Genomic DNA, 14,825 nt, shown 5'->3' with positions numbered 1-14,825 from the left:
CCATTCGACACCCCCGGACGGCGGTACGCCAGGAGGGTCAGCCCTCCGCGATCTCCCGGACCTCGCAGGTCACCGTCCAGAACTCCTCGTGCACCTTGAGGAACCGCTTGGTCCACTCCAGAGCCTCGGCCATGTCCTTGCACTGCATGATCGCGTAACCGCCGACGACCTCCTTGGACTCGGTGAACGGCCCGTCGGTGACGGAGATCTTCCCGCCCTCCCAGTGCACCCGGGTGCCCTGGGCGGTCGGCGTGAGCCCCGCGGTGTCCAGCATCACGCCGGCCTTGGTGATCTCCTCGATCAGCTCGCCCATCCGCTGCATCAGCTCCTGGCTGGGACCCTCGGCGGGGGCGGCGCTCTCGTCGATCTTCACGAGCGACAGGTAACGGGGCATGGTGACTCCTGGGATTCCGGTGCGGTGCGGGGTCTCTCCCCGCATCTCACCCTTGCGTCGAACGCGCCGGCCCCGGATCGACACGCGCACCGGAATCTTCCGAAGTTTTTTTCCGGCGCGGCTCCCGCTACTTCAGCGAGTCCCACAGTTCACTCGCGGCCGGCTCCTTCGCGATCACCCGGTTGGGGTCGGACGGGGCCGTCACCACCGGCATCATCACGGTCTTGAGATGGTCCGAGGTCAGGCCCTTGAGGCTCTGCCCGAGGCGCATCAGCTCGCTGAGCGAGTCCAGGCCCGTGTCGGTGGTGAGGCTGGCGGTGACCGCGTCGGCGACCTCGTAGAGCTTGGCCGGGTTGGTCAGGAGGCTGATGGAGGCCATCTGGTCCAGCAGGGCCTTGACCAGTTTCTGCTGGAGGCCTATCCGGCCGAGGTCGCTGCCGTCGCCTATGCCGTGCCGGGTGCGGGCGAGCGCCAGGGCCGTGGTGCCGTCGAGGTGGTGGGTGCCCTTCTTCAGGTGCAGGTGGCTGTCGTCGTCGTCGATGTCCTGGTCGGTGGTCACGGTCACCCCGCCGAGCGCGTCCACCAGCTTGGCGAAGCCCGAGAAGTCGATCTCCAGATAGTGGTCCATGCGGACGCCGGTGATCGACTCGACCGTCTTCACCGCGCACACCGCCCCGCCCACCGAGTAGGCGCTGTTGAACATCGCGTTGTAGGCGACGGACGTCGAGCCGCCGGAGGAGAGCGGGCAGGAGGGGCGGGTGACCAGGGTGTCGCGCGGGATGCTCACGACCGTGGCCCCGGTGCGGCCCGCGTCGATGTGGACGACCATCGCCGTGTCGGAGCGGGCGCCCGAACTGTCGCCGCCGCCGAGCTTCTTGTTCTCCTTGCCGCTGCGCGAGTCCGAGCCCAGCACCAGGATGTTGACGGAACCGGTGGGCAGCGGGGACGCCGACGCGGACGCGCTGGCCGTCGGGGTGGTAACCGCCCTGGCCGGGCGGTCGTCGCCGAGCGCGCTGTTGATGTCGACGCTCTTGATGTTGTCGTTGAGGTGCCAGTAGACCCACCCCGCGCCCGCGATGCCCAGCGTCATGACGCCCGCCAGGGTGAGGCCGACGATCTTCAGCCTTCTCGACCGCCGGCCCACCCGTCTGCCCGCGCCGCCTTGCTCCTCGTGTCCCGTCACGAGACAGGAACGTAAGTCCGAATTATTAGGGGACTGTTAGCGCGAGTGCCGCAAGAGCGTTTTCTTCGGAAAATCTCACCCTTCTCAGGCCGGGTTCAGCCCAGGGTCACGGACGGCACCGGATTGCTGGCGCTCCAGGACGCGTTGAACCCGAAGGTCACCGAACCCCCGTCCGCGACCGTCCCGTTGTAGGAGGCGTTCGCGCAGGAGACGGCCGCGCCCGACTGGGTGCAGACGGCGTTCCAGGCCTGGGTGATCTGCTGCCCGGCACCGTACGTCCAGTTCACCTTCCAGGACGAGAGCGAGGCACCCGAGCAGGAGATGGTCACCTGGCCGGTGAACCCGGTGTTCCACTGGCTGCCCACGCTGTAGGAGGCCGAGCAGGCACCGGTCGGCGGCGGTGTGGTCGTGGTCCCGCCGAGCGCCTCCGCGATGCCGTAGTACGCGGGTTTCGGCGCGTAGTTCGCGTCGTACGGCGTCGCCGCCCCGTACCCCGGGAAGGTGCTGTCCACCCAGGAGTCGGAGTCGGTGAAGCCCCACACAGTGACGTTGACGCAGCGGCTCACGGCCACGCACGCGGCGACCACCGACTTGAAGTCGGCCTTCTGCTGGGCGAGCTCGGTGCTGTCGGTGGGCAGCGCCATCCGGATGTCCAGCTCGGTGATCGCCACGTCCACGCCGAGGTCGGCGAAGCGCTGGATGTTCTGCTGGAGGGTGGCGGGCACCTGGCCGAGGATCAGATGGGCCTGCAGTCCCACCCCGTCGATCGGGACGCCCGCCGCCTTCAGGGACCTGACCAGGTTGTACAGGGCCGTGGACTTCGCGTCGACGCCCTCGACGTTGTAGTCGTTGATGTACAGCTTCGCCGCAGGGTCGGCCGCGTGTGCCCAGGTCAGGGCGTTGGCGATGTAGTCGGCGCCCAGGCCGTTGTACCAGAGGGTGGAGCGGTAGGTGCCGTCCTCGTTGAAGGGTTCGTTGACGACGTCCCAGGCGGCGATCCTGCCCTTGTAGCGGCCGACCTCGGTGCTGATGTGGTTCTGCAGCAGGCTGCTCAGCTGGGCGGACGTCCAGGTGCCGTTCGTCAGCCAGCCGGGGTTCTGGCTGTGCCAGACCAGGGTGTGGCCGCGTACCTGCTGGTTGTGGGCCTGGGCGAAGGCCACGATCTGGTCGGCCTCACTCCAGTCGAAGGTGCCCTGGGTGGGCTCGACCGACCCCCACTTCATGGCGTTGCCCGGGGTCAGCGAGCTGAACTGGGCGCCGGCGACGTCGCCGTACGTCCCGGTGAGCTTGGAGCCGGTGACCGCGGTGCCGATGACCTTGCTCTTGGCGGCGGCGAGGTCGCGCAGCGGGGTGTCGGCGGCGTGCGCCGCGGGTGCCGTGAACAGCAGCGCGGCGCCGGTGACAAGCGCCGCCAGGGACAAGCCCGTGGATAAGCGGGGGGAGAAGCGGGGGAACAAGCCTGTTCTCAGAGATCTCATGGCGGGTGCCTCCGAAACTTTCGGTCGTACAACCGATTGGCTTCGGTGGAGTGTGGAGACGCCCGCACCACCCGTCAATACGTCAACTTCCGGCCGGCCCGTCTCACCTGGCCGCGGGCGCCGCCGTGCTCGACCGCACCACCAGGCTGGTCGCCAGCTCCACCCGGGTCGCGGTGGTGGCCTCCTCCGCCCGCCCCATCTCCAGCACCAGCCGGGCCGCCGCCTCGGCCATCTCGGTGAGCGGCTGCCGTACGGTCGTCAGCGGGGGCCCCACCCAGCGGGCCACCGGCAGATCGTCGAACCCGACGATGCTCACGTCCTCCGGGATCCGCAGCCCCAGCTCGCGCGCGGCCTCGTACAGCCCGAGCGCCTGGAGGTCGTTGCCGGTGAAGACGGCGGTGGGCCGGTCGGGCATGCGCAGCAGCTCCAGGCCGAGCCGGTAGCCGGCGTCGTGGTGGAAGTCCCCGGCCTTGACCAGGCGCTGGTCGACGGGGAGCCCGGCGGTCTCCAGAGCGGCCCGGTAGCCGTCCACCCGGGCCCGGCTGCACATCATCCGGGAGGGCCCGCTGATCGCCCCGATGCGCCGGTGCCCCAGCTCGACCAGGTGCCGGGTGGCGGCCAGTCCCCCCTGCCAGTTCGTCGCGCCGATCGAGGGGACGTCGGGCCCCGGGTCGCCCGCCGGGTCCATCACCACGAACGGGATCGACCGGCTCATCAGCAGCGCACGCTGCGACTCGTCCAGCCCCGACAGCACCAGCACCACCCCGTGCGGCCGCCGGGCCGCCACCTGGTCGGCCCAGGTCCGCCCCGGGGTGAGCCGCCCGGCGCTCTCGCTGAGCACCACGCTCAGCCCGGCGTCCCGGGCCACGTTCTCCACCCCCCGGATGACCTCCATCGCCCAGGCGCTCTCCAGTTCGTGGAAGACCAGGTCGATGAGTGGCGACCGGGAGGCCTCGGCGCGCCGCCGCCGGTAGCCGTAGGCGCGCAGCAGTTCCTCGACCCGGGTGCGGGTCGCCGGAGCGACGTCCGCGCGCCCGTTCAGGACCTTCGAAACAGTCGGAGCGGACACGCCGGCCTCACGGGCGATTTCGGCGAGTGTCGCCGTCTGCGTTTCTGCGGGCTTCGGAGGCGTCATGACCGCGATCGTATCCCTGCACTCCCCCTTGACGAAGACCTGCGCACGCCATAGGTTCCCGGAACATTCGGTGTGTTGTACGAAACATTCGTGACGGGAGTTTCATGACCACCGCTCCTTGGCGAGACCCCGCACTGCCCGCCCCGGTCCGCGTCGACGACCTGCTCCCCCGGATGACCCTGGAGGAGAAGACCGCCCAGCTCTACGGCGTGTGGGTGGGCGCCGCCACGGACGGCGAGGGAGTCGCCCCGCTGCAACGCGAGATGACCGCCGACTACGACTGGGACGAGCTGGTCACCCTGGGCCTCGGCCAGCTGACCCGCTCCTTCGGCACCGCCCCCGTGGACCCGGCGCTGGGAGCGCGCGCACTGGCCCGCGCCCAGCGCCGGATCACCGCCGCCGGCCGGTTCGGCATCCCGGCGATCGCCCACGAGGAGTGCCTGGCCGGCTTCACGGCCTGGCGGGCGACGGCCTATCCGGTCCCGCTGGCCTGGGGCGCCGCCTTCGACCCGCCGCTGGTGGAGGAGCTGGGCCGGAGCATCGGCGCGGACCTGCGCTCGGTCGGCGTGCACCAGGGCCTGGCCCCCGTCCTGGACGTGGTCCGGGACCCGCGCTGGGGGCGGGTCGAGGAGACGATCGGCGAGGACCCGTACCTGGTGGGCACGATCGGCACGGCCTACGTCCGGGGCCTGGAGTCGGCCGGGATCATCGCCACGCTCAAGCACTTCGCGGGGTACGCCTCCTCGGCCGGCGCCCGTAACCTGGCCCCGGTCCGGGCGGGGGTGCGGGAGTTCGCGGACGTCACCCTCCCCCCGTTCGAGATGGCGCTGCGCGAGGGCGGCGCCCGCTCGGTGATGGCGGCGTACAACGAGACGGACGGTGTCCCGGCGTCCGCGGACCCCCGCCTGCTGACCGAACTGCTCCGCGAAGACTGGGACTTCACCGGAACGGTCGTCGCCGACTACTTCGGCATCGGCTTCCTGCAGACGCTGCACCGGGTGGCGGGCACGGAGGCAGAGGCGGCCGGTCTCGCGCTGGCGGCGGGCATCGACGTCGAACTGCCGACCCTCAAGTGCTACGGCCGCCCGCTGGTGGCGGCGGTGCGGGAGGGCACGATCCCCGAGTCCCTGGTGGACCGGGCGGTCCGCCGGGTGCTGCTCCAGAAGTGCGAACTCGGGCTGCTGGACGCGGACTGGGATCCCGAGCCCCCGGCCTCGGTCGACCTCGACTCGACGGCCAACCGCGACCTGGCCCGGCGCCTGGCGGAGGAGTCGGTCGTCCTGCTGGACAACCCGGACGGCGTCCTGCCGCTGGCCCCCGGCACCCGCATCGCAGTGGTCGGCCCGCGCGCGGCCGACGCCCTGGCCATGCTCGGCTGCTACTCCTTCCCGTCCCATGTCCTGACCCACCACCCCGAGGTCGACCTGGGCATCGCCATCCCCACCGTCCTGGAGTCGCTGCGGGCCGAACTCCCGGACGCGAAGGTGACGTTCGCCGAGGGCTGTGACGTCTCCGACCCGGACACCGCGGGCTTCGAGGAGGCGGTGGCGCGCGCGGCGGAGGCGGACGTGTGCGTGGCGGTGCTCGGCGACCGGGCGGGCCTGTTCGGGCGGGGCACCTCCGGCGAGGGCTGCGACGTCGCCGACCTGTCGCTGCCCGGCGTCCAGGCCGACCTGCTGGACGCGCTGCTCTCGACGGGCGTCCCGGTGGTCCTGGTCCTGCTCACCGGGCGCCCGTACGCACTGGGCCGCTGGCAGGGCCGGCTCGGCGCGGTGGTGCAGGCGTTCTTCCCCGGGGAGGAGGGCGGCCCGGCGGTGGCGGGCGTGCTGTCGGGCCGCGTCAACCCGTCGGGGCGGCTGCCGGTGAGCGTCCCGCGGGTGCCCGGCGGCCAGCCCTGGACCTACCTCCAGCCCCCGCTCGGCCTGGCGGGCGAGCTCAGCAATCTGGATCCGACCCCGCTGTACCCGTTCGGACACGGCCGCTCGTACACGACGTTCGCGTGGGAACTGGTGTCGCAGGGCACGGCCGAGATCGGGACGGACGGTTCGCACGACGTGACCGTGGCGGTCCGCAACACCGGCGACCGGGCCGGCGCGGAGGTCGTGCAGCTCTACCTGCACGACCCGGTGGCGTCGGTGACCCGCCCGGACGTCCGCCTGATCGGCTACCGGCGTCTGGACCTGGCGCCGGGCGAGTCCCGCCGGCTGACCTTCCGCTTCCACACCGACCTCTCGGCGTTCACCGACCGGGAGGGGACCCGGGTGGTGGAACCGGGTGCGCTGGAGCTCCGGGTGGGCACTTCGAGCACCGAGGTCCGAGCCACCGTACGGCTGCGACTGACGGGTCCGGTACGGCGGTCGGGGCCGGACCGGGTGCTGCGCTGCGAGACGGAGGTGAGGTGACCGCCGGGGCGCGGCAGACGGCCTCCTGAAGTACGGCGAGGACTCCGCACGGACCGCCACCACACTAAGCGGATAGATCTATCCGGTTAGTGCTACCGTGGTGCGCGTCGGCGTGGTCCGAACCGTGAGGAGTCCCGATGTCACGCAGCCGTCGGCTGTCGCTGGGAGCCGTCGTCCTGGTGGTGAACGCCCTGCAATGGGTGATCGCCGAAGCCGTCACCGCGGCGGCCTGGAACGATCCGCCCTACAGCTACGCCACCAACTACATCAGCGACCTCGGCGTGCCGGACTGCGGCACCAAGTTCCAGGGCCGCGAGATCTGCTCCCCCTCGCACCAGCTGATGAACACCTCGTTCATGGTCCAGGGGATCCTCTTCGCGGCCGGCGTGATCCTGCTGTCCCTGCTGGTCAGCGGCCGTGCGCGGCGCGTGGTCGTCGCCCTCGCCGCCACCCATGGCGTGGCGTTCGTCCTGGTCGGGCTCTTCCACGGCTCCGCGCACGGGCCGGGCTACAGCCTGGTCGTCCATGTCGTCGCGGCCGCGATCGGCATCCTGTGCGCGAACACCGTCGTGATCATGGCGGGGTCGCTGCGCGGTCTCGGCGCCCCGCCGTCGTACCGCGTCTTCAGCGTCACGGTCGGCGTGCTGGGCCTGCTCAGCGAGACCCTGGTCGGTGTCTCGGCGAGCACCGCCGGGGTGTTCGAACGCGCCGGGGTCTACTCCTGGCTGCTGTGGGGCACCGTGACCGGCGGCCTGCTCCTGGCCGGCCGACTGCCCCGCCCGGCGGTACTGGAGAATGTCCCGGTGTGACCCGGGAAACGCAACGCCCGCTGCGCGCGGACGCGGAACGAAACCGTCGGCTGATCATGGACACGGCCAACCGCATGATCGCGCAGCGGGGTGCCGTCGTCACCCTCAACGAGATCGCCCACGAGGCGGGGGTCGGCGTCGGCACCGTCTACCGGCGCTTCGCCGACCTCCAGGCGCTGGTCGACGCCCTGTTCGCCGAGCGGTTCAGCACGTTCCTGGGGCTCGCGGCGGCGGCCGAGGAGCACACCGACCCCGGCCTGGCACTTCGCCAGTACCTGCTGGAGACGGCGCGCTGGCGGGCCGGCGACCGGGCCCTGGACGTCGTCCTCGCCCACGCCGACCTCGACACCGGACCGCTCGCCGCGATGCGCGACGAACTCGGCGGCCATGTGGACGGCCTGGTGGCACGGGCCGTGGCGGCGGGCGCGGTCCGCGCGGACTTCGCCAGCTCCGACGTGTACGCCTACCTGTACATGGTCGGCGCCGTCGTGGACCGCACCCATGACATCGCGCCCGACGCCTGGCGCCGCTACGCCGAGGTCCTGCTCATCGGCTTCGGACTGGAACAGGCCCCGACGGCTGACACAGCGGCGATGACCGACGCCCAGATCCGCCGGACGTGGCCGAGGCCCTAGGGGATTTCCACTCCGGCCGACTCGAAGTGCCAGCGGTGCACCGGCCGGGTCACCAGTTCCCCCGGCGGGTCGGGGAGTTCGGGGCGGCCCGGGTCGTCGTACGAACCGTCCCACCAGGTGATCACCAGGACCCGGTCCTGCGGCGCCCGGAAGGTCTCCCGGCGCAGCGGGGCCGCGGGGAGGCTCTGCCCGCGCGCCCAGGTCAGCAGCTCCGCGCCCCGGCCCGCGACCGCCCGCGCCTCCCACATCAACGCGACCGTCACGAGTACAGGTTCTCCTTGCTGACCTCGTGCACGTGATCGTGGTGGTGGCTGCCCGGGACATGCGGGTCGGTCACCGGCAGGGAGCTGTCGGCCGAGAGGTCCCAGCTCGACGCGGCCCGGTTGCGCGCGACCATCTCGGCGCCGAGGGCGGCCACCATCGCGCCGTTGTCCGTGCACAGCTTCGGGCGCGGGACGCGGAGCCGGATGCCCGCGGCCTCGCAGCGCTCCTGGGCCAGGGCGCGCAGGCGGGAGTTGGCGGCGACCCCGCCGCCGATCATCAGGTGGTCGACGCCCTCGTCGCGGCAGGCCCGGACGGCCTTGCGGGTCAGGACGTCCACGACCGCCTCCTGGAAGGAGGCCGACACGTCGCGGACCGGCACGTCCTCGCCGGCCGCCCGCCTGGCCTCGATCCAGCGGGCCACCGCCGTCTTGAGGCCGGAGAAGGAGAAGTCGTACGCCGGGTCGCGCGGACCGGTGAGACCGCGCGGGAAGGCGATGGCCCGCGGGTCCCCCTCCTTCGCGTAGCGGTCGATGACCGGGCCGCCGGGGAAGCCCAGGTTCAGCACGCGGGCGATCTTGTCGAAGGCCTCGCCTGCCGCGTCGTCGATGGTCGCGCCGAGCGGCCGTACGTCGGAGGTGATGTCCGAGGAGAGCAGCAGGGAGCTGTGCCCGCCGGACACCAGCAGGGCCATCGTGGGCTCCGGCAGCGGACCGTGTTCCAGCTGGTCGACGCAGATGTGGGAGGCGAGGTGGTTCACCCCGTACAGGGGCTTGCCGAGTGCGTACGCGTACGCCTTCGCCGCCGAGACGCCGACCAGCAGCGCCCCGGCCAGGCCGGGGCCGGCCGTGACCGCGACGCCGTCCAGGTCCTTCGCGCTCACGCCCGCGTCCTTCAGCGCGCGCTGGATGGTCGGGACCATCGCCTCCAGGTGCGCCCGGGACGCCACCTCCGGCACCACTCCGCCGAAGCGGGCGTGCTCGTCGACGGACGAGGCGATGGCGTCGGCGAGCAGGGTGGTGCCACGGACGATGCCGACGCCGGTCTCGTCACAGGAGGTCTCGATCCCCAGAACCAGGGGTTCGTCAGCCATTGATCTCGGTTCCTTGTCCGGAAGTGGGTCCGTCGGCGGGGCCGCCGCCTGGTTTCGTCGTCAGGCGCATCACCAGGGCGTCCACGTTGCCCGGCTGGTAGTAGCCGCGTCTGAACCCGATGGCCTCGAAGCCGAACCGCTCGTAGAGCTTCTGCGCGCGGGTGTTGTCGACCCGGCACTCCAGCATCACCTCGGCGCACTCGAAGGCGGTCGCGGCCCGCAGCAGCTCGGTGAGGAGCAGTCCGCCGAGACCGGTGCCCCAGTGGTCGTGGGCGACGGCGATGGTCTGGATGTCGCCGAGTTCGCCCTGGGCGGCCAGCCCGGCGTATCCGACGACCCGGCCGTCGGTCACGGCGACCACGTACCGCCGGGTCGCCTCAGGGCCTCTCGCGTGCGCCAGCTCGGACCAGAACATCCCCCGCGACCAGGCGTCCTCGGGGAACAGGCCCTTCTCCAGCTCAAGGACCCGGTCGATGTCCCACCAGCGCATCTCGCGCAACTGTGCGGTCACTTCGGGGTGACCACCTTGTAGTTCTTGGGCACCTGGGCGTCCGGCCGGCGCAGATACAGCGGCCGGGGCGCGGGCAGTTCCTCGCCCGCGGCCAGCCGCTCGACGGCGAGCGAGGCGAGGGCGGCCGCGGAGACGTGCCCGGGTTCGTGCACGACCGGGAAGGTGCCCGGGTAGAGCATCGCCCCGGCGCCGACGGCGGGCAGTCCGGAGACCCGCTCGGCGATGTCGGCGGGCCGGTCGACGGCCGGATCCGTGAGGCGGGTGCGCGAGTCGGCGTACGTCGCCCAGTAGACCTCTTTGCGGCGGGCGTCGGTCGCCACGACGAACGGGCCCTTCTCGACGTCGGCCGCGTAGGCGAGCGCGTCGAGCGTGCACAGGCCGTACACGGGCACGCCCAGCGCGAGCCCGAAGGTGTCCGCGGTCATCAGACCGACCCGCAGGCCGGTGTAGGGACCGGGACCGATGCCTGTGACGATCCCGGTGACGGCGTCCAGCTTGACCCCGGCCTCGGCGAGAACGCGGTCGACGGCCGGCAGCAGCAGCTCGCCGTGCCGGCGCGCGTCCACCTGGCTCGACGAGGCGATGACGGCCTCACCGTCGTGCAACGCGACGGTGACGGCGGGGGTGGCGGTATCCAGAGCGAGCAAGAGCACGCGAACAGCCTACGGCTCCGACGCCGCGAGCACGGCCGCCAGGGGCGAACCGTCACTGGCTGCTACGGTCTGTACGAAGTACGACATATACGGCGAGTCAGAGGTGGCGCACGTGTCAGGGACCAGCTCGGGAATCGTGGCCGGCCTCACCGCGGCGGCCGTCGGGACGGTCGGTCTCCTCGCCTACCAGGCCTCGGCCACCGTCCCGCCCGGTCTCGGCAGCAGGTCCACGTCGAGCCCCGCCCCGGGAGCACCGGCGGCCAAGGCACCCCGCGACCAGCACCACCCCACCGCCCTGCCGAACAGCTCCGGAACGGGTGAACGGGTGGTGTACTCGGTGGACGACGACCGGGTCTGGCTCGTCAACGAGCGCGAGCGCGTCGAGCGCACCTTCACGGTGAGGCCCGGCACGATCGACCCGCCCGTGGGCGCCTACTGGGTGACGTCCCGCTCCAAGGCGGTCACGGGCACGGACGGTCTCCCCATCGAACACGTGGTCCGCTTCACCACCACGAAGGACGGCTCGGCGATCGGCTTCAGCGCGGCCACCGGCACCACCACGACGGAACCCCCCGACCCGACGGTCAAAACAGGCGGCATCCGCGAAACCCGCCCCGACGGCAACGCGATGTGGAACTTCGCGACGATCGGCGTGAAGGTGATGGTGATCCGCTGACCCTGTGGGCCGATTTTTCCAGCGCGCATGAGGGAACGCGCCCCGTAAGGGGCGCGGGGAACTGCGCGCTCAGCCCCCACACACCCGCAGCGACCTACCAACCGGCCGTCCCCACCTACGCGGCCTTACGCCCCCGCACAGCCGGCCGCGCAGGCAGCTCCGGCACTCTGGGCGGCCTCGACACCGCGTCAGCCGCCGCACAGGACGCCAGAAGCTCGCGCATGGAAACTCCGGCGACCGCGAACGGCCGCCGCTCCGTGGACTGGGACGCGGGCATGGACGCCTCCTGAGCTGCGGGGGCGGACGAAGTTAGGTACACCTAACCACGGGCTGGATACCATGTGACCACGCCCGAGTCACGAAATGCAATATCTTGCCGACACCTCGTCGGAATGTTCACGCACCCCTGACCCGCACCCACCGGCAACGGCGGACACCGCGCCGCTCGCCGCTCAGGCGGACAGCACCCCCAGGTCCACCCCGGCCCACCGCTCCCCGAGCCCCGTCAGGGTCACGTGCCGTACCTCGTCCGTGGTGTCCCCGACGGCCCGGTGGATCCGTACGGCGAGCCGGTCCTCGGTCAGCTCCTCGACCTTGCCCTCGCCCCACTCCACGACGATCACCGACTCGGGCAGCGAGACGTCGAGGTCCAGGTCCTCCATCTCGTCGAGCCCGCCGCCCAGGCGGTACGCGTCGACGTGGACGAGCGGCGGCCCGTCCCCGAGGGACGGATGAACGCGGGCGATCACGAAGGTCGGGGAGGTGACGGCCCCGCGCACACCGAGCCCCTCGCCCAGCCCGCGGGTCAGCGTCGTCTTGCCGGCGCCAAGTTCCCCGCTGAGCATCACGAGGTCACCGGCGCGCAGCAACTTGGCCAGTCGGCGCCCCAGTTCCCCCATCTGCCCGGGAGAGTTAACGATCAACTCCGTGCCGTTGCCGGCCCCGGCCCCGGCCAGGCCGTCAGCCTGGCTGTGCCGTGCTGCTGGTGCTTCCATAGCCACTTACCGTAGCCCCTGCCGGCACGGCACCCGCGCGGGTGAGCAGGTCGGCGAGGCGGTCGGTGACCACTTCCGGGTGTTCCAGCATGACCAGATGCCCGGCGTCCGGGACCAGCACCAGTTCGGCGTCGGGCAGCAGATCGGCGATGACCTCGCTGTGCTCGCTGGGGGTGACGAGATCCTGCACCCCGGCCAGCACCAGCACCGGCAGATCCTGGAAGTAGGCGAGGGCGGCGGTCTTGTCGTGGTCGGTGAAGGCCGGGTAGAACTCGGCGACCACGTCGATCGGGGTGGACTCGATCATCCGCTCGGCGAACCGCTCGACGGCGGGGTCGATGTCCCGGGACGCGAACGAGTACCGCTTGATGATCCCGGCGAACAGGTCGGCGGTGGCCCGCCGGCCCTTCTCCACCAGCGCGGCCTGGGTGCCCAGCGCCTTCAGCACTCCGGGCAGCACCCGGCGCACCACGTTGACGCCGGCGACCGGCAGCCCGAAGTTGACCTCGCCGAGCCGTCCGGACGACGTACCCACGAAGGCGGTGGCGACGACCCGCTCGCGGATCAGCTCGGGGTACTGCGCGGCGAGCGCCATCACCGTCATGCCGCCCATCGAGTGCCCGACCAGCACGATCGGCCCCTCGGGCACGGCCGCGTCGAGGACGGCCTTCAGGTCCCGGCCCAGCTGGTCGATGGTGAGCGGAACGCCGCCCTCGTGCTGGGCGACTCCCCGCCCGGAGCGGCCGTGGCTGCGCTGGTCCCAGTGCACGGTGCGGACGACGCCGCGCAGGGCCGCCCGCTGGAAGTGCCAGGAGTCCTGGTTGAGGCAGTAGCCGTGGCTGAAGACGACGGTGACGGGGGCGGGCGCCTTGCGGCCGAAGAGCCGGCGGCGACGCGGGGAGACGGCCGGGCCGAGGTCGGGCTCCACCTCGTCCACCTCGTAGTACAGCTCGGTGCCGTCGTCGGAGGTCGCCTTGCCGGGCGTGCCGCGCAGGGTGCCGTACGGTCCCGCCGAGTCCAGCGCCAGCCGGGCCTTGCGGCGCATCCCGCGGCCGACGGTCATCCGCTCCACGGCGACCCCCGCGGCCGCCCCGGCGGCGAGCACTCCTATGGCGGCCCCGGCGATACCGGTGACCTTGAGCCAACTCCCGTCCGCCCCCGTGGCGGAAGCGACGGCCGCCGCGGCGTCCGCTACGGCCTCCGCACTGCTCTCGCTCACGTACCGCTCCTCTTCGCCGTACTGCAGTTCGCTCGTTAGGTGATACGGGTGACGCTGATGAGGTGAGTGTTCCGTCTGTTGCTGCTGTGACAGGTGTAACCGGGTTCTGCCGTGGCCGAACCCCGGAGGTCAGTCCCCGTCCCCTGGTTCTTGCCCACTCGGTTCCCCGTTCACATAGACGCGGGGAACCCGGGTTCCGATGCGGGTGACGATTTCGTAGGCGATCGTGCCCGCGGCCTGGGCCCAGTCCTCGGCGGTGGGCTCGCCCCGGTCGCCCGGACCGAACAGCACGGCCTCGGAGCCGACTTCGGGTTCGTCGCCGCCTAGGTCGACGACGAACTGATCCATCGCGACGCGTCCGGCGACCGTCCGCCACTTGCCGCCGACCAGCACCGGTCCACTGCCGGAGGCATGGCGCGGGATGCCGTCCGCGTAGCCGACGGGGACCAGCCCGAGGGTGGTCTCGCCGGGCGTGACGTAGTGGTGCCCGTAGCTCACGCCGTGGCCGCCCGGGACGTGCTTCACCAGGGCGAGGGAGGCGGAGAGGGTCATCACCGGGCGCAGCCCGAAGTCGGCCGCGCTGCCCATCTCGGGGCTGGGCGAGATGCCGTAGAGGGCGATGCCCGTGCGGACCAGGTCGAAGTGGGACTCGGGGAGGGTGAGAGTGGCCGGCGAGTTGGCGATGTGCCGCACCTCGGGACGCACGCCCTGCTCCTCGGCGTGGGCGAGCATCTCGCGGAAGAGGGTGAGCTGGGCGGCGATGGAGGGGTGGCCGGGCTCGTCGGCGCAGGCGAAGTGCGACCAGAGCCCCGTGATCCGGACCAGCCCGGCCGTCTGCGCGCGCACCGCCTCGGCGACCAGCTCGGGCCAGTCACCGGGCTGGCAGCCGTTGCGCCCGAGCCCGGTGTCGGCCTTGAGCTGCACGCGCGCGGGGCGGCCGACGGCGCGGGCGGCCGCGACGACCTCCCGCAGCGCCCACATCCCGCTCACCGACACGTCGAGGTCGGCCTCGACGGCCTCCCGCCACGGGCCGCCGGGGGTCCAGAGCCAGCACATGATCCGTACGTCCGCGGGCAGCCCGGGGTCCGCGCGCAGCGCCAGGGCCTCCTCCGAGGTGGCCGTACCGAGCCAGCTCGCGCCCGCCGCCACGGCCTCGCGGGCACACCGGACGGCCCCGTGGCCGTAGGCGTCGGACTTCACCACGGCCATCAGGGCCGCGCCCGGCGCTAGGGCGCGCAGGGTCCGCACGTTGGCCCGCAGGGCGGCCAGGTCGATCTCGGCGCGGGCGCGCAGGGGCGCGGTCGGTGCAGTCGCTGTCTCACTCATCGCGCCCCCAGTGTCTCAGAGGCCTCTGACAGCCCTCCGGCACAGGCCCCGGTAC

At 72.0% G+C, this 14,825-nt stretch carries 15 protein-coding genes; 4 read left to right on the top strand and 11 right to left on the bottom strand.

Annotated elements, in window-relative coordinates:
- Positions 1 to 37 precede the first annotated feature (37 nt).
- The 4 genes from ABZ642_RS23905 to ABZ642_RS23890 form a co-directional block, all read right to left on the bottom strand.
- Positions 38 to 394 (bottom strand): YciI family protein, encoded by a 357-nt coding sequence (locus ABZ642_RS23905; protein ID WP_351693607.1) that lies wholly within the window; start codon positions 392 to 394, stop codon positions 38 to 40.
- 127 nt (positions 395 to 521) lie between these two features.
- The gene (locus ABZ642_RS23900) at positions 522 to 1,577 is read right to left on the bottom strand and encodes an LCP family protein (protein WP_360487518.1); all 1,056 of its coding nucleotides are present in this window, start codon (positions 1,575 to 1,577) and stop codon (positions 522 to 524) included.
- 95 nt (positions 1,578 to 1,672) lie between these two features.
- A complete protein-coding gene (locus tag ABZ642_RS23895; protein WP_360487515.1) occupies positions 1,673 to 2,998 on the bottom strand; it encodes an endo-1,4-beta-xylanase in 1,326 nt (441 codons plus the stop codon).
- 160 nt (positions 2,999 to 3,158) lie between these two features.
- On the bottom strand, positions 3,159 to 4,190 hold the full coding sequence (locus tag ABZ642_RS23890; protein ID WP_360487512.1) for a LacI family DNA-binding transcriptional regulator: 1,032 nt from the start codon (positions 4,188 to 4,190) through the stop codon (positions 3,159 to 3,161).
- Between the two features lie 104 nt (positions 4,191 to 4,294).
- Here ABZ642_RS23890 and ABZ642_RS23885 point away from each other — a divergent pair, with 104 nt between their 5' ends.
- The 3 genes from ABZ642_RS23885 (at position 4,295) to ABZ642_RS23875 (ending at position 8,036) form a co-directional block, all read left to right on the top strand.
- Positions 4,295 to 6,592, top strand: coding sequence for a glycoside hydrolase family 3 N-terminal domain-containing protein (locus ABZ642_RS23885; protein WP_360487509.1), 2,298 nt, complete (start codon positions 4,295 to 4,297; stop codon positions 6,590 to 6,592).
- Between the two features lie 137 nt (positions 6,593 to 6,729).
- A complete protein-coding gene (locus tag ABZ642_RS23880) occupies positions 6,730 to 7,401 on the top strand; it encodes a DUF998 domain-containing protein (RefSeq protein ID WP_360487506.1) in 672 nt (223 codons plus the stop codon).
- Positions 7,398 to 8,036, top strand: a complete 639-nt coding sequence (locus ABZ642_RS23875) for a helix-turn-helix domain-containing protein (RefSeq protein WP_360487503.1) — start codon at positions 7,398 to 7,400, stop codon at positions 8,034 to 8,036. Before ABZ642_RS23880 ends, ABZ642_RS23875 begins: the two co-directional genes overlap by 4 nt.
- Here ABZ642_RS23875 and ABZ642_RS23870 read toward each other — a convergent pair.
- The 4 genes from ABZ642_RS23870 to tsaB are packed head-to-tail and all read right to left on the bottom strand — an operon-like array spanning position 8,033 to position 10,554.
- The gene (locus tag ABZ642_RS23870; RefSeq protein ID WP_360487500.1) at positions 8,033 to 8,299 is read right to left on the bottom strand and encodes a hypothetical protein; all 267 of its coding nucleotides are present in this window, start codon (positions 8,297 to 8,299) and stop codon (positions 8,033 to 8,035) included. The genes ABZ642_RS23875 and ABZ642_RS23870 overlap by 4 nt on opposite strands.
- A complete protein-coding gene (tsaD, locus tag ABZ642_RS23865) occupies positions 8,296 to 9,390 on the bottom strand; it encodes a tRNA (adenosine(37)-N6)-threonylcarbamoyltransferase complex transferase subunit TsaD (protein ID WP_360487497.1) in 1,095 nt (364 codons plus the stop codon). Before tsaD ends, ABZ642_RS23870 begins: the two co-directional genes overlap by 4 nt.
- Positions 9,383 to 9,880, bottom strand: a complete 498-nt coding sequence (rimI, locus tag ABZ642_RS23860; protein WP_360488001.1) for a ribosomal protein S18-alanine N-acetyltransferase — start codon at positions 9,878 to 9,880, stop codon at positions 9,383 to 9,385. Before rimI ends, tsaD begins: the two co-directional genes overlap by 8 nt.
- Positions 9,881 to 9,897: 17 nt before the next feature.
- Positions 9,898 to 10,554: a tRNA (adenosine(37)-N6)-threonylcarbamoyltransferase complex dimerization subunit type 1 TsaB gene (gene tsaB / locus ABZ642_RS23855; RefSeq protein WP_360487494.1), complete on the bottom strand. Its 657-nt coding sequence runs from the start codon at positions 10,552 to 10,554 to the stop codon at positions 9,898 to 9,900.
- Positions 10,555 to 10,666: 112 nt separating this feature from the next.
- Between tsaB and ABZ642_RS23850 the strand changes: the two genes are divergently transcribed.
- Entirely contained in the window at positions 10,667 to 11,230 is a 564-nt protein-coding gene (locus ABZ642_RS23850; protein WP_360487490.1) for a hypothetical protein, read from the top strand.
- A 452-nt stretch (positions 11,231 to 11,682) separates the two neighbouring features.
- On the opposite strand, the gene tsaE is transcribed toward ABZ642_RS23850, so the two are convergent.
- The 3 genes from tsaE to alr form a co-directional block, all read right to left on the bottom strand.
- The gene (tsaE, locus tag ABZ642_RS23845) at positions 11,683 to 12,225 is read right to left on the bottom strand and encodes a tRNA (adenosine(37)-N6)-threonylcarbamoyltransferase complex ATPase subunit type 1 TsaE (protein WP_360487486.1); all 543 of its coding nucleotides are present in this window, start codon (positions 12,223 to 12,225) and stop codon (positions 11,683 to 11,685) included.
- Complete coding sequence (locus ABZ642_RS23840) at positions 12,191 to 13,444, bottom strand: alpha/beta hydrolase (protein ID WP_360487483.1); 1,254 nt, start codon at positions 13,442 to 13,444, stop codon at positions 12,191 to 12,193. Before ABZ642_RS23840 ends, tsaE begins: the two co-directional genes overlap by 35 nt.
- Before the next feature lie 129 nt (positions 13,445 to 13,573).
- Positions 13,574 to 14,770 (bottom strand): alanine racemase, encoded by a 1,197-nt coding sequence (alr, locus tag ABZ642_RS23835; protein WP_360487480.1) that lies wholly within the window; start codon positions 14,768 to 14,770, stop codon positions 13,574 to 13,576.
- Between the last annotated feature and the right edge of the window lie 55 nt (positions 14,771 to 14,825).

Source organism: Streptomyces sp. NPDC007157, assembly GCF_040634235.1.
Lineage (GTDB): Bacteria > Actinomycetota > Actinomycetes > Streptomycetales > Streptomycetaceae > Streptomyces.
Note: the sequence above shows the minus strand (reverse complement) of the source record. Positions and strands in the feature narration are given on the sequence as shown.

What these genes read in the sequence shown, in the direction of transcription:
- rimI (WP_360488001.1), bottom strand. Translation starts at nt 9,880, where the DNA reads ATGCGCTGGTGGGACATCGACCGGGTCCTTGAGCTGGAGAAGGGCCTG.
- ABZ642_RS23885 (WP_360487509.1), top strand. Translation starts at nt 4,295, where the DNA reads ATGACCACCGCTCCTTGGCGAGACCCCGCACTGCCCGCCCCGGTCCGC.
- ABZ642_RS23890 (WP_360487512.1), bottom strand. Translation starts at nt 4,190, where the DNA reads ATGACGCCTCCGAAGCCCGCAGAAACGCAGACGGCGACACTCGCCGAA.
- ABZ642_RS23880 (WP_360487506.1), top strand. Translation starts at nt 6,730, where the DNA reads ATGTCACGCAGCCGTCGGCTGTCGCTGGGAGCCGTCGTCCTGGTGGTG.
- tsaD (WP_360487497.1), bottom strand. Translation starts at nt 9,390, where the DNA reads ATGGCTGACGAACCCCTGGTTCTGGGGATCGAGACCTCCTGTGACGAG.
- ABZ642_RS23905 (WP_351693607.1), bottom strand. Translation starts at nt 394, where the DNA reads ATGCCCCGTTACCTGTCGCTCGTGAAGATCGACGAGAGCGCCGCCCCC.
- tsaE (WP_360487486.1), bottom strand. Translation starts at nt 12,225, where the DNA reads ATGGAAGCACCAGCAGCACGGCACAGCCAGGCTGACGGCCTGGCCGGG.
- alr (WP_360487480.1), bottom strand. Translation starts at nt 14,770, where the DNA reads ATGAGTGAGACAGCGACTGCACCGACCGCGCCCCTGCGCGCCCGCGCC.